Raw genomic sequence first — 25,407 nt, forward strand, 5'->3', positions numbered from 1 at the left:
TTGTTTAAAGGTTTGACCCAACGGGCCCAACGAATATTAACGGTTATCGCACAGGATGAAGCTCGCCGCTTCCACAGCGATCAGCTTCTGCCTGAACATATACTCGTGGCGATTATTAAAGATGGATCCGGTACAGCCTGCAGAGCCCTCGAGGATCTGGCCATCGATTTGCAGGATTTTCGCCATGTCCTTGAACGGGAAATACCGCAAAAAACGGGAACCTTTATTTTTGGCGATGTCCCGCCGTCCCGTCGTGCCAGGATGCTTCTTGAGGCTGCGGCCGAAGAAGCCCGCGCTTTTGGACACGAATATGTCGGAACGGAACATCTTTTATTGGCCTCGGTGAGGGAAGAGGATTCACCGGCTGCCCGGTATATTGCCGAAAAACATATCAGTTCTGAGATGCTTCGTTCCACCATACAGCTCGTGTTAGGACAATTCAGAGACGATGGCCCTGCCGAAGATCCTCGGGATAATTCGCATATTTCCAGTTCAGGACCTGGTGCTGGTTCTGGCGCAGGTGCTTTTGGCAGCGCTACGTCTTCGGGTCCAAAAATAACAAGGACCCCTATATTAGACGAATTTTCCCGGGACCTCACTTCCATGGCCCGGCTTGGTGCTATGGATCCTGTTATTGGTCGGGAAAAGGAAGTTCGCCGGGTAGTACGCATCCTCGCCAGGAGAACGAAAAATAATCCCATACTGGTAGGCGAGCCTGGGGTCGGCAAAACCGCGGTGGTGGAAGCCCTGGCCCAGCTTATCGCTTCAGAAAACGTTCCGGAAATCCTTGCAGACAAGCGGCTCCTCGCCCTCGATCTCGCATCGGTGGTAGCGGGTACAAAGTACCGCGGCGAATTTGAGGAACGGCTCAAAAAAATCATGAAGGAAATCAGCCAGGCTGGAAATATCATCCTCTTTATCGATGAAATACACACCGTAATAGGAGCCGGAGGGGCTGAAGGCACCATTGATGCCTCTAATATGCTCAAACCGGCCCTTTCCCGGGGCGAAGTGCAATGTATAGGCGCCACAACCCTGTCTGAGTACCGAAAACACTTTGAAAAGGATGCGGCCCTAGAACGACGTTTTCAAATGGTGGCCATAGAAGAACCCTCCCTCGATGAAACCATACAGATCCTTCGGGGTATTAAATCCAAATATGAAGAACATCATCGGGTAGTCTACAGTGAAGGAGCAATTCTTGCGGCGGCCACCCTGGCCCAGCGATATATTACAGGCCGGTTTATGCCCGACAAGGCTATCGATCTCCTGGACGAAGCGGGGGCGAAACGGAAACTTGAGACTGATATAAAACCTGCGGAGCTCAGTGAGATCGAAGCGGAGATAAAGCGCCTTACGGAAGAAAAGGTTCGCCTGGTTGCAGCCCAGGACTATGAAAAAGCCGCGGATCTCCGCGACCAGGTTCGGTCTCTTCGTTACCAGCTCGAATCGGTAAAGCAAGCATGGGAACGGCTTTCCCGGGAAGAGCGGCCTGAAGTCTCCGAAGCGGATATACGGCAAGTCGTAGCCGAGGCCACAGGCATACCCCTTGCCCGGCTCGAAGAAAGCGCGTCTCGAAAACTGTTAAAGATAGAAGAAGAACTGCACCGTTCGGTCATCGGCCAGGATGATGCGGTCCAGCGGATTGCAGCGGCTATCCGGCGGAGCAGGGCCGGTGTTTCATCATTAAAACGACCCCAGGGCTCCTTCATTTTCTTAGGGCCCACGGGCGTTGGCAAGACGCTCTTAGCAAAACGGCTCGCCGAGTACCTCTTTGGTACTGAAGAAGCCCTGGTCCGCATTGATATGTCGGATTATATGGAAAAACACAACGCATCCCGTCTTGTAGGAGCCCCTCCGGGTTATGTGGGATACGAAGAGGGCGGGGTCCTGACTGAAAAAATTCGGCGAAACCCCTACCGGGTCATCCTGTTTGATGAGATTGAAAAAGCCCATCACGATGTCTTTAACCTGCTCCTTCAGGTATTAGAAGAGGGGGAATTAAAGGACAACCTGGGCCATACGGTCAGTTTCCGCAACACGGTCATCATTATGACCAGCAATGCGGGGGCCCGTGAAATTTCCCGGGACGCCCGGCTCGGTTTTAACCCCGATACGGGGATTATGAACCTGGAAGAAATCCGTTCTGCAGCCCTGGCAGAACTCAAGCGGCTATTTAACCCCGAGTTTATCAACCGGGTAGATGACATAGTGGTTTTCCATGCCCTGTCCCGTGAGCAGGTCCAGGCTATTCTTGCCCTTGAAATACAGGAGCTGAACAGTCGGCTCCATGATCAAGGTTATGTTATCCAGGTAAAACAAAGCGCCCAGGATCTTCTGATAGAAAAGGGCTGGGATCCAAAATATGGTGCCCGCCCGATGCGCCGGGCAATTCAAAAGGAACTGGAGGATGTACTGGCGGTGCTTATTCTTGAACAGGACTATCCGGCAGGGACGGTGTTTGTCGCAGAAGGGCGGGACGGCAAAATCAGCATTAAACCGAAAAGAAATAAACCAGCCCTTATTTCATCGGTTCCAGTGGTTTCTACTGAGCCGGTGAGCAAGTCCTGATCGAGGAGGTTTTCATGGTCCAATTGCCCGTTAAAGGAACTCAAGAGTACATAAGCCTTGCCCCTTCCAAAATAATAGCCGTAGGGCTCAATTATCATGCCCATGTCCAGGAAAGCAAGGTTTTTGACCTAAAAAAACTCGAAGTTCCCAGCGAACCAGTCTTGTTTGCCAAAACTCCCAATGTGCTCATCGGTCCCGATGAACCTATTGTGATTCCGGCCCTTCTTAAAGAATATCATTTTGATGAGCCCAGAATCGATCATGAGGCTGAACTAGCAATTATTATTTCAAAAAAATGTAAGCATGTTACAGAACAGGATGCCCTGAACTATGTGCTTGGCTACACCTGTTTTAACGATGTGAGCCAGCGCAACATCCAGAAATCAGACGCCTCCGGGTGGTTCCGGGGAAAATCCTTTGATACCTTTGGCCCCATAGGCCCCGTAATTGTGCCACCCCATCTGTTGCCGGATCCGCAAAAACTCGCTATTAGCTGCCGAGTCAACGGTAAAACTACCCAAGTAGCCTCCACTGCGGATATGATTTTTAGCATTCATAAGCTTATTTCGTTTATATCTCACAATTTCACCCTCGAAGCGGGTGACATCATTGCCACCGGAACCCCCAGTGGCGTAAGCCCCATAAAGGCCGGCGACGAAGTTGAAGTAGAAATTGAAGGTATCGGCATTTTGCGGAACCCGGTGATCGAGGAAATTTTATAATGCAAAATTGGGAAGCCCATTTTTCTCTTTTTCGTAAAAACACTATAGGTATAAACGCTGTCCTTAATGGTCCATACGGACAAGTCCCCCTTGTTTACGCTGACTGGATAGCCTCAGGCCGACTCTACGGCCCCATAGAAGAGCAGATGCTTAAGGTCGCTTACCCCTTTGTGGCAAATACCCATTCGGAGTCCAGTGCCTTGGGAGCCAGCATGACCCGGGCTTACCATGAGGCTCGGCGCAGGATAAAGGCCCATGTTCATGTAGGTCCTGATGATGTACTTATCACCGCTGGTTCTGGCATGACCGGAGCGGTCAACAAGCTTCAGCGCATTCTGGGGCTCCGCATACCCGAACGGGCCCGGGGACTCTGCGGCCGGGGAAACTGCGAAGTCCCGGAAAAAGATAGACCTGTGGTGTTTATTACCCACATGGAACACCATTCAAATCATACAAGCTGGCTTGAGTCTCTCGCTGATGTGGTTATTTTGGAACCCGACAGCCAGTTTATGGTTCAGCCAGAGGAATTAGAAAAACAGCTTAAGCAGTATGCTTCCCGGCCGGTTAAAATCGGCGCCTTTTCCGCCGCTTCAAACGTTACCGGCATCAGGCCTCCCTATAGGGAGCTTGCCCGTATCATGCACCAGCACGGCGGTATAGCCTTGGTCGATTTTGCCGCCGCCGGGCCATACGATCCCATAGACATGCACCCAGAGGGAGACAGTGAAGGCTATCTAGACGGGATATATTTTAGTCCCCATAAATTTTTAGGCGGACCCGGTTCTCCCGGTATAGTTGTTTTTAATAAACGGCTCTACCACAATACTACCCCGGATGATCCCGGCGGCGGCACCGTTAAGTGGACGGACCGCTGGGAGCATGCCCACTATGTGGATGATATTGAAGCCCGGGAAGACGGGGGAACCCCCGCATTTCTCGGTACCATTCGAGCCGCCATGGCTATGGATCTAAAGGAAGCTATGGGAAGCGGGCCGATCCACGAACGGGAACAGGAGCTTATCAATCTAGCTTTTGATAGTCTTATTGATATACCCGGACTACATATAATGGCAGACCATGAGCGGAACCGTATCGGAGCCCTTTCTTTTTATTTTGACCATCTCCATTACAACCTGGTGGTTCGGCTCCTCTCTGAACGGTACGGGATACAGGTGAGGGGCGGCTGTTCCTGTGCGGGCACTTACGGTCACTATTTGCTCCATATTGATAAAAAATGGTCCCATATGATTGCCTGCCAGGTAGAATCGGGGGACCTTTCTAAAAAGCCGGGCTGGGTAAGGCTTTCACTCCATCCGACTATGACCAATGATGAACTGGCCTATGTGCTTGGGGCTATAAAAGAAATTGGCGAAAACGGAGTTCGGTGGTCAGAAGATTATTTTTTTGATAAGGCAACTGGGGAATTCTTTAGAAAAGACGGCCGGGACTTTGCAGCCTTTTCTTTGGAAGATCTCTTTAGTCTGGCTTAGCGGTGAGGAGGAAATTATGCAGACAACTATTTTTAGTTTTTCCGCTGAACGGAATGACGGTACTGAAATAAATCTATCTCAATACAAAGGTAAAGTGCTACTTGTGGTGAATACGGCAAGCAAATGCGGTTTTACACCCCAGTACAAGGGCCTCCAGGCTTTATATGAGAAATATAGAGATAAGGGATTGATGGTGCTTGGTTTTCCCTGCGATCAGTTTGCCCACCAGGAACCAGGTTCCGACGCAGAAATTGCCCAATTCTGTGAAGTAAACTATGGGGTCACCTTTCCGCTTATGAAAAAAATCGAAGTAAATGGTGCAGGAGCTCATCCCCTTTTTGTTTGGCTCCGCAGTAAGGCCCATGGAGTTATAGGAGATTCAATAAAGTGGAATTTTACCAAGTTTCTTGTTTCCCGGGATGGTCAAATGGTTAAACGCTATGCTCCGATTGTTGAACCGGAAAAGCTAGAAGCGGACATAGAAGCCTTTTTAGCAAAATGAAAGAAGAACTTTTGCTTTCGACCCAGAAATGTTAATAAACTTTCCAAACATAAGGGCTGTCTTAGTTTTTTAGACAGCCCCCTCCGGAGACAAAAGCAATTAAAAATCTCTTAGGCCTTCTGTCTGACTTAAATTACCGTTCCTGGATACAGGACAGCGTTCTTCGGAATAACGATAATGCCATCCACGATATGGTAATGGCCGTAATCTCCGTCAGTCCTGTTAAGATCATCTATACCGATACGGCACCCTTCGCCGATCCGGGCGTTTTTGTCTATAATGGCTCCCTTTACGATGGTGCCCTTTCCAATTCCTACATCGGGGAGCCGTGCTTCAGCATTCTGACGCTTCTGCTCCTCTGATTCGTAAAAGTCGGCGCCCATACAAACCACCCCATTCAGGCTGGCTCCAGATTCTATGATAGTGCGGATACCGACGATAGAATTGGAAATCGACGCGTTGGTAATGATACACCCTTCTGCCGCTATGGACTGGTTCATATTACTGAAGTTCATTTTGGAGGGCGGCAGATTCCGCATATGGGTATAAATAGGCGCCTTTTCATCGTAGAAATCGAACTTCGGCTTTAGACTGGTAAGATCCAGGTTTGCTTCGTAGAAGTTTTTAATGGTTCCGATATCTTCCCAGTAACCGTCGTAAATATATGCGTTAACCTTCTTTTTCCCAATAAGGGAGGGAATGATTTCTTTACCGAAATCGGTGTAATCGTTATCCAGGCTTGCTTCCATAGCTTGGGCGTCGAACACATAAATGCCCATGGACGCCAGGTAATCTTTACCCTTTGTTCTGCGGTCCTGAAGCAATTCAGAAGGAATCTTAAAATCGCTAATATCTTTTACCGGTCCCGGTTTTTCCAAAAATTCGGTGATTTCGTTTTTCTTATTAGCCTTCAGGATACCGAGCTGGCTCGCATCTTCCCGGGTAACCGCGGTACAGGCAATGGTAACCTCAGCTCCCGAATCCTTATGCTGTTTCAGGAGTTCCTGCAGATCCATCCGGTACAGCTGATCCCCCGAAAGAATCAGGTAATGGCTTGGATTCTGGGTTCTAAAATGGATAAAGTTTTTGCGGACCGCATCGGCAGTCCCTTCGTACCAGCCGGAATGTTCAAAGGTTTGTTCAGCAGCGAGAATCTCTACAAAACCCCGGGAAAAGGAGTCAAATGAATAGGTATGGGCAACATGCATATGGAGGGATGCTGAGTTGAATTGGGTCAGAATATAGATTTTCCTGAGATTCGAGTTGATGCAGTTAGAAATAGGAATATCCACCAGCCTGTATTTTCCGCCAAAGGGAACGGCTGGTTTTGCCCGTGATTGGGTGAGTGGGAATAACCGCGTTCCTTTCCCTCCACCTAGTACAATGGAAAGTACCTGAGACATGATGCTCCTCCTGAAGTTTTATTTGCACCGTCCTTTTCTCCTAGTATAAGGTGAGATATTCCATCTGTCGATACTTTCTTGCTATAATTCTTTTATGAATCACGATCACGCTCCCAATCATGCGAACGCTCAAGCTAACGCTCAAGCTAACGCTTTGGATATATTGCTCACTAATCCTGCATTTGCGGACCATATTGTTCTTGAAAAAAGGATCCCCGCCGCACCTGCTGTTACGGTGCCTCTGCCAAAAGAAGTGGATCCCCGGCTGAAGTCCGCACTGGAAGGCCGGGGTATCCGCGAACTGTATACCCACCAGGCGGAGGTGTGGAATTGTGTGCGCAAGGGTGAACATACAGTGGTGGTGACTCCTACCGCATCGGGGAAAACCCTCTGCTATAATTTGCCTGCTTTACAGGCCCTGTTGGAGGATGAACATGCACGGGCACTATACCTCTTTCCGACCAAGGCCCTATCCCAGGACCAGCAGGCGGAACTGAACGAACTGGTAGACGGCAAAGCGGGTAAGCTCCCCATCAAGGTGTGTACCTACGACGGCGATACCCCCGATTCATTAAGGCTCGCAGCCCGGGATACGGGGCGGATTATCGTTTCAAATCCGGATATGCTCCATGCGGGTATTCTGCCAAATCACCCCAAGTGGATTAAGTTTTTTTCCCGCCTCACCTATGTGGTGATCGATGAGGCCCATACCTACCGGGGTGTTTTCGGCAGCCATGTGGCCAATGTGCTGAGGCGGCTTTTCCGGATTGCCGCTTTTTACGGTGCTCATCCGGTTGTGATCCTATGCTCTGCCACTATCGGCAATCCCAGGGAATTAGCCGAAAGCCTCATCGGCATGCCGGTAGCTCTGGTGGATAAAAACGGAGCTCCCCGGGGAGAAAAGAGGATAATCCTGTATAATCCGCCATTGGTAGATGCGGTGCAAGGGATCAGGCGCAGTGTGGTTACCGAAAGCCGCCGCTGGACCGTAGCGCTCCTCAAGGCGGGAATTAAAACCATACTGTTTGCCCACTCGCGGCTTAAAACAGAGGTGGCCGCTTCGTACATCAGGGAAGACTTGGCAAATATCTATACGGATAATCACCATATCAAAGTGGAACCATACCGGGGAGGACTCTTACCCAATGAACGGCGGGAAATAGAAAAGGGCCTCAGGGATGGGACTATTCAAGGTGTTGTTTCCACCAATGCGCTTGAGCTTGGTATTGATATTGGCGGCCTTGATGCGGCTGTTGTGGCAGGTTTTCCCGGATCTTTCAATTCCTTTTGGCAGCAGATTGGCCGCTCTGGCCGCAGAGGCGGTACTTCCCTGGCGGTTTTTATAGCCTCCTCTTCGCCTTTGGACCAATATATTATTAAACATCCAGACTGGTTTTTTAGAAGTTCCGCTGAAGAGGCTCATATTGATCCAAATAATCCCTATGTGATTACGGACCATGTAAAATGTGCTGCCTTTGAATTGCCCTTTACCCAAGAGAATCTTGCAGCGGGAAAAGACCCCTTTGGTTCCGCTGTTGTAGATGTACTTACCTATTTGGAAGAGGAGGGGATTCTCCGCTCTGTTGGAGGCCGTTGGTACTGGGCCGATCGGTCTTACCCGGCGGAAAGCATCAGTCTCCGTTCCGCTACGGCGGACAATGTGGCTATTATCGACACGACCCAGGGCCGCAATGCGGTGATTGGCGAAATGGACCGGCCTAGCGCCAAGGAATTGATTTTTGACAATGCAGTATACATTCACCGGAGCCGCCAATATGTGGTTAAAAAGCTGGATATCCAGAACCGGAAATGCCTTGTGGAAGAGGCGGATGTGAATTATTATACCGATGCGCTGGTTAAAACTGATATAAAGGTTCTCATGGAAGATGAAAAGCGGGAAGTGCCGGGAAATCTGTGCCGTCTGGTTTTAGGGGATGTGCTTGTCCGATCCCAGGCGGCGAAATTTAAAAAAATACGCTTCCATACCCATGAAAATATCGGTTACGGGACGATTGAACTGCCTGAGGAAGAACTGCAGACCCGGTCCCTTGCCTTGCTGTTTGAAGCGGGAACAGAGGCCGGCAAAGCCCTCGAGGGACGGGACGAAGAAGCGACGGGACGGATACTATCGGGCGTTGGCTCCCTCATTAAGCGTATTGCCCCCGTTTTTGTTCTCTGCGATCCCCGTGATTTAGGTGTTTCCGAACGGGTCCGGGATCCGCATTTTATGGTGCCCGCCCTTTTTATTTTTGACCATTACCCCGGAGGAACCGGGCTCGCAGAAGCCCTCGCTTCTCATATCCCTGATCTTCTGCGTTGGGTGGCAGAGGCTGTAGAGCTTTGTTCTTGTGAAAAGGGCTGCCCCAGCTGTGTAGGCCCCGATGGGGATAAAGGGGCAGTACGGGACTTTTTGCATCAGGTGCTTGGCGATGGCGGGAAATCTTAAGTCCCGGCTTGAGCGCATCAGGGCCGGAAGCGTAGGGCCGGGGCTCCCTTGCCATTCCCGTGAAAGTTCCGCCTTTTCTGTCCCCGTTCCGCGTATACTTCCTGAATCGGATACTTCCAGGTCTCCTGCTTCTTTTTTCCCGCCGCCCTGGACTGTTCTGGATCCCCTGGTACTGTTCCGACGCCGTTTAGTACGGTGGGAAGAAGACAGCGTGCTTTGTTCTTTCCTTTCCTGTTATGAAGGAAAGGGCCGTCTCTCCGAACTGTCGCCGTCTTTTCTCAGCATCCTCTTTCGCGGCGGGGAGTCCTCGTCAGAGGATCTAACTTTACAGGACCTTCTTTTCTTTGACCTGGAAACCACGGGGCTTTCTGGAGGGGCAGGTACGGTAGCATTTCTGGCCGCCTTTGGGATCTTGACCGAACAGGGTCTCGAAGTTCGTCAATACCTCCTTTTGGACTACCCGGGGGAACCGATATTTTTAGAATATGTCCATGCGGAATTAACAGGCATGGAGGATAGGGTACTCGTTTCCTACAATGGCAAAGCCTTTGACATCCAGATACTCCGCAACCGATTTGCTATGCAGGGCCGGCTATTAAGAGACCAGAGGCATATTGATCTTTTGTATATTTCCCGGCTCCTCTGGTCTGGTCTTCTGCCATCCTGTTCTCTGGGTACACTGGAAACTCAGGTTCTGAACAGAAGGCGGGAAGGGGATATTCCGGGAGCCTTGGCACCTCAAATATGGTTTGACTTCCTGCGTGAAGGACCCCACGGGTCTGCCCTGGAAAAACTGTACGGAGTCTGTGACCATAATGTGCTTGATATTGTAGGCCTCTCTTCTCTTTTCGGTATGGTACTCCGCATTGGGTCTGATCCTGTGGGGGCTATCGAAGAGAGGGCCTTTCATTTGGATAGGCTTGCGCTCCTCTGGCCAGAAGAAGAAACACGGAGGATCCTCTTACAGGAAGCGGCCCTGCGGGGATCCCTTCGTGCCCGCTACGAGCTTGCTCGCATTGCTCGCCGTTCAGGCGAATGGGAGCGCTACCGCAGCCTCATGGAAGAGACCGCCGATGCTGCAGATTCTGTTTCTGAAAGCGCTATGGTTCCCAGAGGGGCTGTACTCCTCTGGCGGCTGCGGGCAAACATACAGCTCGCAAGCTATTACGAGTGGAAAGCCCGGGACTATGAAGCTGCCATAATCCGGACCCGCAGGGCCGCTGCCTTGTTTGTGGAGCTGAGCGCAGAACGGCTCAGAAGCGGCGCCAAAGCCGCTTCTCCATTCATCAATATGAAACTGGAAGAACGCCTGAACCGGCTCCTTGCAAAACAGCAGAATGGGTGTCCTAAAAAAATAGGCAGACAGGGATAGAAAAGCCACATCTGAAAGTCACCGCTAAATGAAGCGCAGCGGGCTCATCCAATGGTGGCCCGTTTTGTCTATCAGGCAAATTTGCTTTTTATCTGGGCAAAGTAGTTCGCCGCTTCGTCGGCGGTTTCTATGGCCGCTTCCCCTTCGTGGTATTCAACCAGGTGCTGGGGAATCTCCTGGAGAAAAGGCGAAGGGCTGCACTCGGCCAAGCTTTGCATTCTGCGGCGTTTGCGGCAGCTTGTGATAAAGAGCTTATCCCGGGCTCGGGTAATGGCCACATAAAAAAGGCGGCGCTCCTCTTCGATGTTGCCATCTCCTTCTTCGAGGCTCCGGGCGTGGGGAATGAGGCCGTCCTCGGCTCCGGCGATGAACACCACGGGGAACTCAAGGCCCTTGGATGCGTGGATGGTCATCAAATTAACCTTGCCTTTGCCGGCTTCCTCGTTGTCGTCGTCCCGGGTGATAAGGCTGATCCGGTTGAGGTAGGGGAACAGGGTGGGGTCAAAGTTGTCCGGGTCATTTTCCCAGGTTTCGATGGACTGAATAAGATGTTCGATGTTCAAGAATTTCCAGCGGGCGGCCTTTTCGTTTTTATTGTATTCGGTAACCAGGTAGCTCCAGTAATCGATGTTGTCCACAAGGGCCCGGACTTTTTTGGCCAGGCCCCGCTTGCCCAGCATTTCCCCCCGGAAATATTCAATCAGGGTGATAAAACTTTCCACATCGATGCGGCCCTTTTCGGGAAAGAGGGTGTCGTTGGCATAGCGGAGGCGGTTCATCGCATCCCAGACCGAGGTTTGGTGCTGCCGGGCAAAACTGGTGATATGTTCTACCGAGGATTTACCGATGCCCCGCCGGGGGGTGTTGATTATTCTGAGGAGGTTCACGTCGTCGTCCGGATTGGCGATGACCCGGAGGTAGCTGATAATGTCCTTTATTTCCTTTCTCTGGAAAAAGCTCGTACCCCCCGAGACCCGATATGGTATGTTTTCGGCGAGGAAGGCTTCTTCGATGTGGCGGGTCATGGAGTTTGTGCGGATGAGGACGCCAAAATCGTCGTATTTTAGCTTTTCCTTCATCATAATAGACCGTATTGATTGGGCGATAAAGTCCGCCTCGTCGCTTTCGTTTTCAGGATAAAATATTTCTATGGGTTTTCCGCCCCCATTACCGGACCAGAGTTTTTTATCCTTCCGATTCGTGTTATGGGAAATGACTCCGTTAGCGGCCTCTAGAATCGTGCTGGTGGACCGGTAATTCTGTTCCAGTTTTATTTCCACCAGGCCCGGAAAGTCCCGTTCGTAGTTTAGGATATTTTCGTAGTTTGCTCCCCGCCAGGAATAGATAGATTGATCGTCATCGCCTACCACGCAGACATTCCGGTCCGCTAAAAGGCGCATCATGCGGTACTGGGTAAGGCTGGTGTCCTGGAATTCATCGACCATGATATAGCGGTAGCGGTGCCGGTATTCGGCGAGCACATCAGGATGTTCTTCGAAAAGCTGGATGGGCAGCACTAAGAGGTCGTCAAAGTCCACGGCGTTGTAGACCTTAAGGCTGTGCTGGTATTCCTTGTAGACCCGTTCATATTCGTCATTAGCTCCGTCGCCCCAATGGTAACGGCCGATTTTTACGTTGGAAAAAAGCTGGCCTATTTTGTACAGGTCCGCGGTTTCCGTGGATAGTCCGCATTCCCGTATGCAGTCCTTAATGAGCTGGGTCCGGTCGGTTTCGTCGTAAATGGAAAAATTATGCCGATATCCGAGCCTATCTATATGGGCGCGCAGTATTTGAACCCCGAATGCATGAAAGGTGCTCACCGTGAGGTTTTGCAGCTTTTTGCCCGTCAGGTCCCGGACCCGTTCTTCCATTTCCCGGGCAGCTTTGTTGGTAAAGGTAAGGGCCAGAATAGCCGATTGGGGAATACCCTGTTCGAGCATATAGGCAATCCGGTAGGTTATTACCCGGGTCTTGCCCGAACCAGCACCGGCAATAATCAGTACCGGTCCCTCGATGGTTTTAACCGCCCGAATCTGCTGTTCATTTAGTTCCGCTTCAAAATGAAGTTTTGACATGGGTCTCTCTTACATCTTTTTCACAAAAATAGCAAAGGCAGAAAGCCCCAGCATGGAAACAGCGGTGACGATGAGCCCCGCGCAGACCACACCAATAATAACTGCCAAGAGGGTCTTTTTTTTGTCCAATCCCAGTATCCAGGCTCCCAAGGTACCGGTCCAAGCCCCGGTTACCGGCAAGGGAATAGCCACAAAGGCAGCGATACCGAGCCAGCCCCATTTTTCAACCTTTTCGTGAACCTTACCCCTGGCCCGTTCTACAAAGGAATCAAAGAGACCCCGATACCAGTTCCAGTGGTAAAAGAGCCGGTGAAATGTAGAAAGGAAAAGCCAGCACACAGGGGCTACAAGGGCATTGATACCTACACTGAATAGCAAAGCAATATACCAGGGTATCCCTTGGGAAAGTGCAAAGGGAATAGCTCCTCGGAGTTCAGAAATGGGAAGAAATGCAAAAAAGGTGGTCCATAAAAAGGTATGCAGGTTCATCGGTTTTCCTTATGTGAACATGAGGTAAAGGGTCCCCAGAATAACGGTTACCACCGTGGTGGGCAAGCCTACCTTAAGGTAGGTTCCAAAGCTGATATGGATGCCGAACTTTTTTGCGCTTTCGGCAACTATGAGGTTTGCTACGGAGCCCAGTAAGGTGAGATTCCCCGCATAGGTGCTGGCCATGGCAAGGACCAGGTAAAATTTCTCCGTGTCGGCAAAATACTGGGCCAGGGGCCGCATGAGCATGACCGCCGGTACATTGGAGATAAGGTTGGAAAGCACCAGTGTAAAGGCCGAGAGGCCCGCCATGCTTTGGCCCACCAGGGGTAAGGCCTTAGCGACAAACCACGCAAAAGCTTCTGTTTTGGCAACCGCGGCAGTAATGATAAAGAGGCCCCCAAAAAAGGCAATAATGGTCCAGTCAAGTTCAGCGAAGACCCGTTCGGGCTTTATCCGTCGGGTCGTGAGCAGGATAGCTGCAGCGACCATAGCGGCCGCATAAACCGGAGCATTAAGTATAAAGGCCACAATCATAATCAATATTGCAGCCAAGCTTTTGTACAGGAGCGGCTTATACAGGTTCTGATTCGCCGATTCTCCGCTCATCAACTCTGCCGCAGTCATCCGTTCGTTGGCGGAAAACTCTTTTCTGAACACCACAATAGTCAGAATGTAGGCCACCATAAGACCCGCTATGGAGGGAATCGCAAGGCGGGCAAGAAAGCGTACGAAGGAAATGCCGCTTGAAGCTCCGATGAGCATGTTTTGGGGGTTTCCGATAATGGTAGCTGCGGAGCCTATATTGGCAGCCAGAGCCAGGGCAATCAGATAAGGAACCGGATCCCGCTTGGCCCTCACGCAGAGGGTCGCCACAAGGGGTGTCATCATGATGCAGATCGTATCGTTGAGGAACAGAGCCGAAAGCACCGCAGCGGATGCCATAACCAGGGCAAGGAGTTTTCGCGGCCGGTCTGCAGCCCTAAGGACTGCAAGCCCCGCCATATCAAAGAAACCAGAAAACTTCAGGTTCGCCGTAATAATCATCATGGAAAGAATGAGAATCAGGGTGCTTAAATCGATGGCCGCCGCTGCTTCCTCAGCAGAAATGCCCCCAAGGGCAATAAGGAAGGCAGCCCCCGCAAAGGCAATAGTAGCCCGGTTCATCCTGAGCCGGGGAAGCCTCCCCACGGCTATGCCGAAGAGGGCGAGAAAAATGACCGAGTCCACAAGAATAGCATGAATCATTTTATCCATATTGATGAACGCCTCTTACTTACTAAGCAATCGAGCCAGTGCTCTGCCAGCCTTTCCACGGTGGCTGATACGGTTTTTTTCCTCCTCCGAGAGTTCCGCCACCGTGCATCCCCGGTCCGGCAGATAGAGGATGGGGTCGTAGCCAAAACCGCCTGTTCCCCTGCTTTCACGGATAATCTCGCCTTCCAGGGTTTCCTGTACCACATAAAAACGGTCATGGCTGAACAGGGCTACCATGGAACAGACAAAGCGGGCCTTTCGGTCCGTAGCCTCTTCTAGTTCCTTAAGAAGCAGCTGGTTTCGTTCCCAGCTTTCTAATTTTTTGCCATCCGTACTGCCGTAACGGGCAGAATAAATCCCCGGCCGGCCATCCAGGGCATCCACGCACAGTCCCGAATCATCGGCAATAACCGGCTCGTGAACGAGGTCAAACAGAGCCCGGGCCTTAAGCAGAGTGTTTTCAATAAAACTCCTGCCTGTTTCCTCAGGATCAAAGACAAGTCCTGCAGAGGCGGGAGTTCTGAGTGTATAATCAGAAAAAATCGCTTCCAGTTCTCGTTTTTTATGATCGTTGTTTGTAGCAAGCCAAAGTGTCATGGATTGCATACTACAACAGGATGCCCCCCTGCGACAATAAGCGGCAAACCCTAGCGGCTATCCCTTGCGGGATAGGTAAAACTGCGCTACAGTAGTTCTCCCATGAACTGTCCCCTCTGCGATAGGCCGAGCACAGAAATAATCTCAACAAAACGGCGTTCCTTTTATAGCTGCAGTCTATGCGGCTTTGTCTGGGCCGACCCCGCTTTATATCTGAGTCGCGACGAAGAAGAAAAACGTTACAGCCTCCATGAGAACAGCCGTGAAAATGCCGGTTATGTCCGTTTCTTGTCAGAAATTCTGGACCAGGGGCTTCAGTACTGGTATAGCAAGCGTAGACCTCAGGTTTATCATCAGGAGGGGGCACTGGGTGATACGAAAACAGCCCCGCTTGTGCTGGATTGGGGAGCCGGGCCTAATCCGCTTGCATCAGAACTTCTGCAGGAACGGGGCTGCACCGTCTATTCCTATGATCCCCTCTTTGGTTCACCCCTTCCGCTAGAGGATCCGCGTTTCGATATAATATTCTGCATCGAGGTAGCTGAGCATTTTAAGGATCCCCTAAAAGATTTTAGTGCCATGGCACGATACCTTAAAAACGGCGGTCTTCTCATTATTCATACCCACAAGATTCCCTGCGAAGTTTTTGCTGGCGAAGCTGGTTCTCTCAAGGACTTTTTTGCCCCCTGGTGGTACAAGGAAGATCCCACCCATGTGTCTTTTTACTCAGATCAAAGTCTCGAAGTCCTAGCCCTTTGCAGCGGTCTCCATTTTATTCAGGGGGAAAACCTGCACTTTTTCACAAAACCCCAGCCCGTTTTAGTTGCCGGGGGTGCCAATGTGGATATAGAAGGCAGGCCCTATGGCCCGCTCCGGGACCGCGATTCTAATCCGGGCCGTGTCCGTTTTTCCCGGGGTGGCGCAGGCCGAAACATGGCGGAAAACCTGGCACGCCTTAACATACCGGTCCAGTTTATCGGAGTGTTTGGCAGAGACCCTCTCTCACGGATGCTGTTTGAAGAGACAAAAGAGACGGGAGTACATCTTGATGGAGTGCTCCATGTTGAAAGCGACAGTCCTTCCTGTTATGTATCCATACTGGATGACTTGGGGGACATGCGGCTTGCCCTTTCATCAATGGACAGTATTTCCCTTCTCAATCCCGAAGCTATCAGGGCCTGTCTAGAAAAGTTCTCATCAGTGTCTGGTCCGGAGGATCCTCTTTTTTCTGCCCTTATCGCTGATGGGAACCTGTTACCCGAAACCATCGATGCTCTGCTAGCCGCCCTGCCGCATGTCCCCGCCTGGTTTGATCCGGTTTCTACTGCTAAGGCCCGGCGCTTTGCCGCGTACCAGAATGGGGGCCTCATCGGTCGCTTTTATGGTCTAAAACCTAATGCGGACGAACTCTTGGCTATGGCTGAAACCCTGGGCTACAGTTTTGCATCTCATTTAAATACAGTATACCAAAACTTCATAGAACATGCTTTTTTCAAAGGTTTTAAGAACTTAGATCAGCATGGGCTTAAAAAGATTTTACAGGCCGCTCTTTTTCTTTTGGAAAAGGGCTGCCGGGAACTCCATGTAAGCGTCGGAGTCGATGGAGTTTTTCTCGTGACTAAGGACCGTGTAATCTGGGGAAAGCCCCCGATTATTCCCATGAAAAGCGCTACCGGTGCCGGGGATTCATACCTGGCGGCGGTGGTTCGGACGGACCTTCTAAGCAACTGGTCAGAAGATCCACACTACAGGATTGCCTCTGGCTGTGCTGCCTCGGCGATTACGCTGGAAGATGAAGAAGCGGTGAGCCGTAATATGTCACCAGCCGCCCTGTATCGGCTTATCAATGAATGGAAAGAAAAAGGACAATTTACCGTGGTTGCCAGTGACGATCACTAAGAGTATATGACAGGAGTATAGTATGAAGAAGACAGAAACACAGGAATATCTTGAACTATCACCGGAAGTGGACTCGGCGCTCCGGGATGGCCGGCCGGTAGTTGCCCTGGAATCCACTATTATCAGCCATGGCATGCCCTACCCCAAAAATGTGGAAACCGCCCTGCAGGTGGAAGCCCAGGTCCGCTCAAAGGGAGCTATACCCGCAACCATTGCAATTATGAACGGAAAGCTTAAAGCGGGGCTTACTACGGATGAGATTGAGTTCCTTGGCAAAAAGGGCTTGGCTGTCATAAAGTCAAGCCGTCGTGACATCCCCTTTGTGCTTGCGAAAAAAGAAACCGGTGCAACAACCGTGGCGGCTACCATGATTGTCGCTCACATGGCAGGAGTACGGATCTTCGCTACCGGCGGCATCGGCGGGGTTCATCGCTTTGCCCAGGAAACCTTCGATATTTCGGCTGATTTGGAAGAGCTTGCCCGGACAAGCGTTGCTGTGATCTGTGCAGGGGCTAAAAGTATTCTCGATTTAGGGCTCACTCTGGAATACCTGGAAACTCGAGGGGTTCCTGTTATTGGATATAAAACCAAGGAACTCCCCGCTTTTTATTGCAGGGAATCGGGTTTCCCCGTGGATTACCGGCTTGATACGCCTGAAGAAATTGCCCAGGTCTTGTCCCTTAAATGGCAGACCGGGCTCGAGGGCGGCGTAGTTATCGCAAATCCTATTCCGGAAGCCTATGCGCTTCCTAAAGCGGATATAGATCGGATCATTGAACAAGCCCTATCCGAAGCCCGCAGCCGCGGCATAAAGGGAAAAGAAACAACTCCGTTTCTCCTTGCCAAAATAGTGGAACTTTCCGGTGGAAAAAGTCTCGAAGCTAACATACAATTGGTATTGAACAATGCATCCCTTGCAGCCCAAATTGCTGCAAAGCTTGCGGAACGATAGAGCTTTTACATGCTGGCCGGTTCAAGCCGGCCGCGGAGATCCTTCATGGTCGCAGTTTCCGCTGATACAACCCAGGATTTACACAAGAGTTTTACTGAAGCAGAAGTATTTAAACTCGCTCCGGGAAACAGGGTCCTTATTATAAGCGATTTTCATATGGGAGACGGCGGCCGCTCAGATGATCTATTAAAAAATGGAAACCTGATACAGGACATCCTAGAAAAGTACTATCTTACCCAGGACTGGTACCTCGTACTGAACGGCGATATCGAAGAACTGCAGCGCTATTCCTATTCAAAGATTCGGTCCTATTGGGGTAAGCTCTACGAAATATTTGATGCATTCTATAAAAAAGGACGGCTTTTTAAAATTCTTGGCAATCATGATGAGGATCTGGTTCTGGAAAAACGGTATCCTTATCCGCTGCTCGGTTCTCTGAAAATTGAGACACCGGTTATTCCCGTGTATGTTTTTCACGGGCACCAGACATCAAAAGTATACACCAATTATAATCATATTATACGGGCCAGTCTTCGCTATTTTCTAAAACCCTTGGGTATCCGCAATATATCTTCTGGCCGCAGCCCGCGGCACCGGTTTTCAGTAGAAAAAAAAGCCTATAACTACGCTCGGAACAACGGTATTATTTCTGTTATTGGGCACACCCACCGTCCCCTGTTTGAATCCCTCGGCCGGTTTGATTATATCAAATTTGAAATTGAACGGCTGTGCAGGGAATATCCCCTGGCTGCTGGGGAAGATAGAAAACGCATAGCCGACGAAGTCCTTTTTCTCAGGATAGAACTGGCTAAGCTTAAACGATCCGAACGGCGGAATAGCTTAAAGGAAAGCCTGTATGGAGATGAACTTCCGGTCCCGTGTCTATTTAATTCCGGTTCTGTTATCGGGAAGAAGGGCATCAATGCAATAGAACTAGATAGCAGCAATATTTCATTGGTCTATTGGTTCACCGAAGGGAAGGGGAAAAAGTTTGTTCGCCGCGGTTCTTATACGATCGAACCGCTTGCGGGAACAGAACAGCGGCGTTCTGTCTTAAATACGGATCGCCTCGATTATATCATGGCTAAAATTGAGTTATTAGGATGAAATCCTTGACGCATAGGCCACCTTGGGGCAATATTAGCAAGGGGCTTTCTCTGTAAAACAAGGTAAAGCCCTTTTACACTAGAGGCTCTTTCAAAACTCAGGGAGTTTTGAAAGAGCTACCTTAAAAACCGCGATTTGGCGCAGCGGTTGCAACGCAACCGCAAGCAATCGCAAAGCCAATTTCAAGACGCGAAGCGTAGTGACAGACTTTTGAAATTGGCTCACTGTGCCATAAAAAAGGGGAACCAGAGTGGCTGGCTATGGAACACAACGCATTTTAGGCAGAGTTATCGTTCTCATTATTCTTATTATTGTGCTCGCCATCGGTGGTCTTGTCTGGTTTGATTATTTAGCAATTATCGATGCAAAGGCCATCCTGAGTCCCCTCTATTCTGCCCTTGGTCTAAAACCTCGAACCCAGCAGAGTCTTACCGATACACAGGCTATTTCCATTGATGCGGAACGCCTGGCAGTGCGACTAGAAGAACTGAATCTCAGAAGTATCGAACTAGATAAACGGGAAGCGGAACTCAAGAAAAAAGAAGCTGAAATAGACCAAAAGGCCCAGGAATTACAGGATAGACAAAAAGCGCAGGATGAACGGGAAAAAACCTTTAACCTTACGGTCCAACAGTTCGAAAATAGAAGGGTAAACATCGAACAGAATTCGAGATACCTGGTCGGTATGCCGCCGGACAAGGCGGTAAAAATTTTAGCAGCCATGGATGACCAGGATATTATCGATGTGTTCCGGATGACCGAGGAAATCGCTCAGAAGGAGGGTAAGGCCTCCCTGGTTGCCTACTGGCTCTCACTGCTGCCGGCCGAACGTTCTGCCGAACTGCAGCGAAAGATGGCTGGAAAGCCCCGGACCCTGAATTGAGCCCCCCTTTCCTTCCCCGGTCACCGGCCGTCCGGTGTTTCGGGAGGAGGAAGGACCGTGCTTGCAGTCCCCAATGCATCCACCATATCGCAGACTCAAAAGTCAAAACAGGGGCAGCGTAATTCAACTCTGTTCAAATCAAACCAATGTTCAGGATCCTTCGAAGGTATTCTAAAAAAATTACAGTCCTTCGGAAACGGCAACACCGACTCTGGCGCTGAAATTGCGAGCAAGGAAAAATCTGTCTCTAAGTCGGGAACGGCGGACAAGCAAAGGTCTTTGCAATCAGTAAAGGCCAAAGCCGAAGGGACTAATAATAAAAAAGTGCCTCAGCAGCAAACGGAGAAGCGCTCGCCTTTTGATCCGCTCCATAGCGCCTTACAGAAAAATATCCATGAAGGTATTAGTACATCGAACCTGTCGCTTAAAGAAACAGAAGGCATTCAGCAAAAGAAAAAAGATTCCTCAGGCGAAACAAGCGATCCAGGTACTGTCCTATCTCGTCAGGGTATTTCAAAGCAAAATGAACTTACAAAGCAGGGCCGAAACGGCAGGGCCGTACAAGATACTGGATCTGACCAAAACCTGGCAATCCTTGCGTCTCAAAATGGAAGCCTAGTCCAGTCCCGGCAAAGTACGATTAAAGCGGAAAAACAAGATGATGTAAGTAGTACACAGGAAAAAAGAACGGAAAAAGTGCGGGACCGACGGAAGGAACGGATAGATATAGAAGTCTATGACCTCAGGACCCAAAGCGCAGAACAGAAGGCAAAACAGAACGAAATAAGTAGCGCCGCCGAAGGAAACACGAAAACCGCTGAGTTGACCGTCCATCTTAAAGAAGAGGGTATAAAAAAGGACAAGGGAGACTCATGGACAGCACCGCTTAGTCCCTCCCGTTCTTTTCAAGATATGCTTGCCCAGGAACTAAGAACCTCCTTAAACGGCGATATAGTAAAACATGCATCAATGGTACTTAAAGATGGAGGGGAAGGGCTTATCAGGCTGAACCTAAAACCTGAATCTCTCGGCAACATTAGAATAAAACTTGAAATGGCGGACAATAAGGTTTCTGGCCATATCGTCGTGGAAAGCGAAGAAGCTCTGCGGGCCTTTGAAAAAGAACTCCATTCTCTCGAGCAGGCTTTCAAAGATGGGGGATTCCAGGGGGCAAGTCTTGAAATTTCTGTGTCTGCCGATGGCCGCGGTTCAGGCCACGGGAGACAGGACAATCTGCAGCAACCCTTCTATTCAGAGCGGCTTGTAGCAGGCACGTATAGCGAGACGGTGTCTGATGTGCCGCTCTCCCAGAATAGCCAATTAAGTTCTGGAACAAATGTATCGATAAATATGTTAGCCTAAGGAGGCCATACTGATGGAACTGAATGCAACCCTGAATGCCCAGGAACAATCACTGCTTCGCATGCAGGTGGATAGTTTTAACAAAGCGATTGAGCAGGGCAAAAAGACAAGTCAGAATTTGGGAAAAGATGATTTTATAAAAATCCTTATTACCCAGCTCACCCATCAGGATCCAACGGCACCGATGGAAGACAAGGAATTTATAGCCCAAATGGCCCAGTTTTCGTCCCTGGAACAAATGACCAATATGGCGCAGGACTTTAACCGTCTTGCCAATATGCTGTCCGGCAGCGAAGCTACGAGCTCCCTGGGAAAGGCGGTAGAACTGACCGATGGTGATAAAGTGATAAATGGAGTAGTGCAGGCTGTTACCAGGGGTGCAGTCCCCCAGGTTTTGGTCAACGGCAACTACTATATCTGGGAACAGGTTACTAAAGTGTACACCAATGCGGATAAGGAGTAATGGCTTATGATGCGATCATTGTATTCCGGTGTAGCGGGTTTACAGAATCACCAGGTCCGTATGGATGTGGTGGGTAACAATATTTCTAATGTTAATACTACGGGCTTTAAAAAAGGAAGGGTCAATTTCCAAGACCTCTTGTATCAGCAGATGTCCGGTGCTGCTCGGCCCACCGAAGAGGTAGGCGGCGTGAATCCCAAAGAAGTCGGTCTTGGAATGATGATTGCTTCCATCGATACGATACATACCCAGGGATCCTTGCAGACTACCGGTGTTGGTACCGATTTGGCCATCCAGGGACAGGGCTTTTTTGTACTTAAAAATGGAGAGAAGTCCTTTTACACCCGGGCTGGTGCTTTTAGTCTTGATCGGGACGGAACGCTGGTAAACCCTGCGAATGGAATGCGAGTCCAAGGTTGGATGGCCCGGGATGTGGGCGGAACAACTAGAATTGATACTGCCCGGGATGTGGAGGACCTCATTATTCCTGTTGGCTCCAAGGATCCCGCAAAGGCAACCAGTTCTGTAAATTTTGCTTGTAACTTGGATAAACGTACGCCGGAAATTCCAGAGAATGCTGGACCCGGTGCAATTCTTGACGGAACATGGAGCACGGACTTTAAAATTTACGATAACTTTGGTCAGGAACACACATTACGTGTAGATTTTACTCGAGTTCCCGGCCAAAATAACCAGTGGCAGGGACGGGTAACGGTCGATCCAGAAGGGCAGACACCAACCAATACAGCGGTTGGCTTGGCTCCGGGAACCACCGCAGCTGGTGGTCCAAATATCTTTACAATCACTTTTTCAAATCTTGGAACTCTGGCAGGTGTTACCGATGCCAACGGTAATCAGTCCCCAACAGAAGGGGATGTCAATGTCCGTGTAGCCTTTGATGTTCAAGGATCTACTCCGGGAGCCGATGGTAACCTGTTACGGCAGGAATTTAATATAAACCTGGGGAGAATTGGCAGTGTAGTCAATACAGTAACCCAGTTTGCTGAAAAGAGTTCCACCAAGGCTTTCATGCAGGATGGTTATCCCATGGGATATCTTGAAAATTTCAAGATTGATCAGAGTGGAATTATTACCGGCGTTTATTCAAATGGAACCAACCGGCTCATTGGACAAGTAGCAATGGCTAGTTTTACAAATCCTGGAGGTCTTGAAAAGGCTGGCGAGAATACCTATGTGGTGTCCAATAACTCAGGTCTTGCTAACATAAGTCCCTCTGGCATCGCAGGTAAAGGAAAATTGATTGCGGGAGCATTGGAAATGTCTAATGTGGATCTGGCAGAGCAGTTCACCGATATGATCGTAACTCAGCGTGGATTCCAAGCTAACTCCAAGACAATACAGACATCGGACCAGATGCTCCAGGAACTCTTAACCTTGAAACGATAATATGATACAGTAGGACCGCATGATACAGGTAACGAGGCTTGACGGAACAGAATATTACATCAATCCCCATCAGATTGAGTCTATCGAGACACATCCTGATACTACCCTGGTCATGCTGTCCGGTAAAAAAGTTGTTGTGAAAGAAACTACTGAACAGATTTTAAAGCGAATCATCGATTACAGAAAACTGATAGGCGGATTCAAGAACGAGGAGTAACAGACCATGGATTTAGCGACTATAATCGGGTTAGTCGGTGCTTTTACCATGCTGGTAATGTCTATCTTTACCTCGGGCGGTACAATTTTAACCTACATGGACTTACCCTCATTCTTGATGGTCGTTGTAGGCTCCTATTTTACCTTGTTTATCAACTTTAGTATGTCTGAAACCCTGGGTATTTTTAAGGTAATCGGACTAGCTTTCAAGATTCCCAATTTTGGTGAACAAGCAATCATAACAAAATTAATGGCCTTTTCTGAACGAGCACGACGAGAAGGTCTGCTTGCATTGGAAGAAGAACTGGAAGATCTAGACGATGAATTTATGAAGAAAGGTCTTCGGTTGGTTGTTGACGGTACAGATGCTGAAATAATTCGCACATTGATGGAAACAGAATTAAATCAGATGCAAGCAAGGCATGCGGTTAAAATGAATCTTGTAGATTCCTGGTCTAAACTCGCGCCTGGTTTGGGAATGTTGGGTACCGTTACCGGTCTTATCGCTATGATGAAAAATCTTGAAGATAAAAGTGCTATTGGTCCAAATATGGCAGTTGCGCTCATTACAACTTTTTATGGCGCAATCATGGCTAATATTATTTTGATCCCCATACTTGGAAAATTAAAAGTTCAGGATGAATCAGAGACCCAGGTAAAAGAAATGATCATTGAAGGTGTTCTTTCTATTCAAGCTGGCGATAATCCCCGTATTTTGGCACTAAAACTGTTATCCTTCCTCTCACCGAATGTACGCAAATCGGTAGAAGCCGAGATCCTTAAGGACTAGGATATGGCAAAAAAGCAAAAGAAATCCGAGGGTGGGGGAGGAGCTCCGGAATGGATGGTTACCTATTCTGACATGGTTACCCTTCTGCTTACCTTTTTTGCAGCCCTCTTTAATGTATCCGAAGTAGATGAAGTTCAATTGCAGCAAATGATTTCTTCCCTCAACAATATTGGCATGGGGGCTATGGAAGGAGGAGCAACACTCACTGCTGGTCGAAATGCTGATTTAGGAAACACTATCATGTCTCTTCCTTCAATGGAAAAGGGAAAATCAATGTCTACGGCAAAGAAAAAGGCCACCAGTCTTTTTGCCCCCGAAGTAAAGTCCAATAAAGTAAGAATAACAAGTGATGAACGGGGCCTCGTTATAAGCCTAGCCTCAGATGCCTTTTTTGCACCCGCCAGCGCTCAAATAAACATAGAAGAAACAAGGGATATACTGCTCCGTCTTGGAGCATTGTTAAACTCAGAGGAATTACAGGGCCGAAAATTCCGTATCGAAGGCCATACCGACGCCACTCCCGTGGATCCGAACGGCCCCTGGCCGTCAAATTGGGATCTTTCTACTGCCAGATCTATTAACGTACTGAGATATCTTACCGATATTGGAGTAGAGGAGAAGCGGTTCCAAGTGGCCGGATTCGCCGATACCATGCCGGTGGCTTCCAATGATACGCCAGAAGGCAGGGCATACAATAGGCGAGTCGATATTGTCGTTCTGGACGAAGGCCATTTATAACAGTTTGCCAAAGCAACCTGTTTATCCTTTCCTATTTGCACTACCGCTTTTTTTCGTATATTATTATCGAAAACATGGAGGTACTTCGCCATGGCTGAAGACCAGGATGAGCTTAATCTTGATGATACCGAATCTACAATAGAGAGTGCCCCAAAGAAAGGTTCAGGTCTGGGCGGGATTCTCCCCACTATCCTTAAATTCGTCGCTATCGGTCTTGGTGCTCTTATTTTTATAGTCACTGTCTCGGTTATTACCTATCGCATTATGGCCGGATCTGGAAAGCCTCAAACTACGGTATCAGCCGAGGCAGATCCGTTCCAGCCCAAAAAACCAGTCTATTCCTGGTTTACTACAATCGGTGTTGTACGAACTCGTACCAACGATCCAACGCCCTATTCGGTGGTTGTCAATGTCATTATCGGTTATGAGCTGAATGACAAAAATGCCCAGACAGAATTGACCAACCGCTTATATGAGCTCAAGGACTTTGTCAGAAAATATTTCAGCAATAAATCCGCTAAGGATCTCAAGCCTGAGAATGAGCAGGCTTTAAAAAATGAAATTAAGCAGTTGCTTAATGATTTTATTTTACAAAATGCGAAGGCTAAGGAAATATTGTTTCAACAGCTCGATGTAGTTGAAATGTAATGAATAAAGGTGGAAGAA

22 protein-coding genes are annotated in these 25,407 nt (G+C 49.2%); 17 read left to right on the forward strand and 5 right to left on the reverse strand.

Going from position 1 to position 25,407, the window contains the following annotated elements:
* The 4 genes from Q7P68_RS01435 to Q7P68_RS01450 are packed head-to-tail and all read left to right on the forward strand — an operon-like array spanning position 1 to position 5,285.
* The gene (locus tag Q7P68_RS01435) at positions 1–2,571 is read left to right on the forward strand and encodes an ATP-dependent Clp protease ATP-binding subunit (protein ID WP_304221883.1); all 2,571 of its coding nucleotides are present in this window, start codon (positions 1–3) and stop codon (positions 2,569–2,571) included.
* A 14-nt stretch (positions 2,572–2,585) separates the two neighbouring features.
* Positions 2,586–3,293: a fumarylacetoacetate hydrolase family protein gene (locus tag Q7P68_RS01440; protein WP_304221886.1), complete on the forward strand. Its 708-nt coding sequence runs from the start codon at positions 2,586–2,588 to the stop codon at positions 3,291–3,293.
* On the forward strand, positions 3,293–4,783 hold the full coding sequence (locus Q7P68_RS01445; RefSeq protein WP_304221888.1) for an aminotransferase class V-fold PLP-dependent enzyme: 1,491 nt from the start codon (positions 3,293–3,295) through the stop codon (positions 4,781–4,783). Before Q7P68_RS01440 ends, Q7P68_RS01445 begins: the two co-directional genes overlap by 1 nt.
* A gap of 16 nt (positions 4,784–4,799) precedes the next feature.
* Positions 4,800–5,285 (forward strand): glutathione peroxidase, encoded by a 486-nt coding sequence (locus Q7P68_RS01450; RefSeq protein ID WP_304221890.1) that lies wholly within the window; start codon positions 4,800–4,802, stop codon positions 5,283–5,285.
* Positions 5,286–5,413: 128 nt separating this feature from the next.
* On the opposite strand, the gene Q7P68_RS01455 is transcribed toward Q7P68_RS01450, so the two are convergent.
* Positions 5,414–6,688 (reverse strand): glucose-1-phosphate adenylyltransferase, encoded by a 1,275-nt coding sequence (locus tag Q7P68_RS01455; RefSeq protein WP_304221892.1) that lies wholly within the window; start codon positions 6,686–6,688, stop codon positions 5,414–5,416.
* Between the two features lie 94 nt (positions 6,689–6,782).
* On the opposite strand from Q7P68_RS01455, the gene Q7P68_RS01460 reads away from it, so the two are divergent.
* Positions 6,783–9,134 (forward strand): DEAD/DEAH box helicase, encoded by a 2,352-nt coding sequence (locus Q7P68_RS01460; RefSeq protein WP_304221895.1) that lies wholly within the window; start codon positions 6,783–6,785, stop codon positions 9,132–9,134.
* The gene (locus Q7P68_RS01465) at positions 9,118–10,506 is read left to right on the forward strand and encodes a ribonuclease H-like domain-containing protein (protein WP_304221898.1); all 1,389 of its coding nucleotides are present in this window, start codon (positions 9,118–9,120) and stop codon (positions 10,504–10,506) included. The genes Q7P68_RS01460 and Q7P68_RS01465 overlap by 17 nt, the downstream gene beginning before the upstream one ends.
* Positions 10,507–10,577: 71 nt before the next feature.
* On the opposite strand, the gene Q7P68_RS01470 is transcribed toward Q7P68_RS01465, so the two are convergent.
* From Q7P68_RS01470 to rdgB, 4 genes are read right to left on the reverse strand one after another with little or no spacing between them, the layout of a single operon-like run.
* Positions 10,578–12,581 (reverse strand): ATP-dependent helicase, encoded by a 2,004-nt coding sequence (locus Q7P68_RS01470; protein WP_304221901.1) that lies wholly within the window; start codon positions 12,579–12,581, stop codon positions 10,578–10,580.
* Positions 12,582–12,590: 9 nt separating this feature from the next.
* Positions 12,591–13,070, reverse strand: a complete 480-nt coding sequence (locus Q7P68_RS01475) for a COG2426 family protein (RefSeq protein WP_304221904.1) — start codon at positions 13,068–13,070, stop codon at positions 12,591–12,593.
* Between the two features lie 9 nt (positions 13,071–13,079).
* Complete coding sequence (locus tag Q7P68_RS01480) at positions 13,080–14,327, reverse strand: anion transporter (RefSeq protein ID WP_304221906.1); 1,248 nt, start codon at positions 14,325–14,327, stop codon at positions 13,080–13,082.
* 15 nt (positions 14,328–14,342) lie between these two features.
* Positions 14,343–14,924: an RdgB/HAM1 family non-canonical purine NTP pyrophosphatase gene (gene rdgB / locus Q7P68_RS01485; protein ID WP_304221972.1), complete on the reverse strand. Its 582-nt coding sequence runs from the start codon at positions 14,922–14,924 to the stop codon at positions 14,343–14,345.
* Positions 14,925–15,026: 102 nt separating this feature from the next.
* Between rdgB and Q7P68_RS01490 the strand changes: the two genes are divergently transcribed.
* The 11 genes from Q7P68_RS01490 to Q7P68_RS01540 all read left to right on the forward strand — a co-directional run bounded on the left by Q7P68_RS01490 (position 15,027) and on the right by Q7P68_RS01540 (position 25,389).
* The gene (locus Q7P68_RS01490; protein ID WP_304221908.1) at positions 15,027–16,823 is read left to right on the forward strand and encodes a PfkB family carbohydrate kinase; all 1,797 of its coding nucleotides are present in this window, start codon (positions 15,027–15,029) and stop codon (positions 16,821–16,823) included.
* 22 nt (positions 16,824–16,845) lie between these two features.
* Positions 16,846–17,775 (forward strand): pseudouridine-5'-phosphate glycosidase, encoded by a 930-nt coding sequence (locus tag Q7P68_RS01495; protein WP_304221911.1) that lies wholly within the window; start codon positions 16,846–16,848, stop codon positions 17,773–17,775.
* Positions 17,776–17,820: 45 nt separating this feature from the next.
* Positions 17,821–18,882 carry a metallophosphoesterase gene (locus tag Q7P68_RS01500; protein ID WP_304221913.1) on the forward strand — a complete coding sequence of 354 codons (1,062 nt, stop codon included), beginning with the start codon at positions 17,821–17,823 and terminating at the stop codon, positions 18,880–18,882.
* 250 nt (positions 18,883–19,132) lie between these two features.
* The gene (locus Q7P68_RS01505; protein WP_304221915.1) at positions 19,133–19,765 is read left to right on the forward strand and encodes a periplasmic-type flagellar collar protein FlbB; all 633 of its coding nucleotides are present in this window, start codon (positions 19,133–19,135) and stop codon (positions 19,763–19,765) included.
* A gap of 57 nt (positions 19,766–19,822) precedes the next feature.
* Positions 19,823–21,127 carry a flagellar hook-length control protein FliK gene (locus Q7P68_RS01510; RefSeq protein ID WP_304221918.1) on the forward strand — a complete coding sequence of 435 codons (1,305 nt, stop codon included), beginning with the start codon at positions 19,823–19,825 and terminating at the stop codon, positions 21,125–21,127.
* A gap of 13 nt (positions 21,128–21,140) precedes the next feature.
* Entirely contained in the window at positions 21,141–21,590 is a 450-nt protein-coding gene (gene flgD / locus Q7P68_RS01515) for a flagellar hook assembly protein FlgD (protein WP_304221921.1), read from the forward strand.
* A 6-nt stretch (positions 21,591–21,596) separates the two neighbouring features.
* Complete coding sequence (gene flgE, locus Q7P68_RS01520; protein ID WP_304221923.1) at positions 21,597–22,997, forward strand: flagellar hook protein FlgE; 1,401 nt, start codon at positions 21,597–21,599, stop codon at positions 22,995–22,997.
* 19 nt (positions 22,998–23,016) lie between these two features.
* Complete coding sequence (locus tag Q7P68_RS01525) at positions 23,017–23,214, forward strand: flagellar FlbD family protein (protein WP_304221926.1); 198 nt, start codon at positions 23,017–23,019, stop codon at positions 23,212–23,214.
* 6 nt (positions 23,215–23,220) lie between these two features.
* Positions 23,221–24,003, forward strand: coding sequence for a motility protein A (locus Q7P68_RS01530; protein WP_304221928.1), 783 nt, complete (start codon positions 23,221–23,223; stop codon positions 24,001–24,003).
* Positions 24,004–24,006: 3 nt separating this feature from the next.
* A complete protein-coding gene (motB, locus tag Q7P68_RS01535; protein ID WP_304221931.1) occupies positions 24,007–24,741 on the forward strand; it encodes a flagellar motor protein MotB in 735 nt (244 codons plus the stop codon).
* A gap of 90 nt (positions 24,742–24,831) precedes the next feature.
* Positions 24,832–25,389, forward strand: coding sequence for a flagellar basal body-associated FliL family protein (locus Q7P68_RS01540; RefSeq protein ID WP_304221932.1), 558 nt, complete (start codon positions 24,832–24,834; stop codon positions 25,387–25,389).
* Positions 25,390–25,407 lie beyond the last annotated feature (18 nt).

This window comes from Gracilinema caldarium (genome assembly GCF_029265695.1).
Lineage (GTDB): Bacteria > Spirochaetota > Spirochaetia > Treponematales > Breznakiellaceae > Gracilinema > Gracilinema caldarium_A.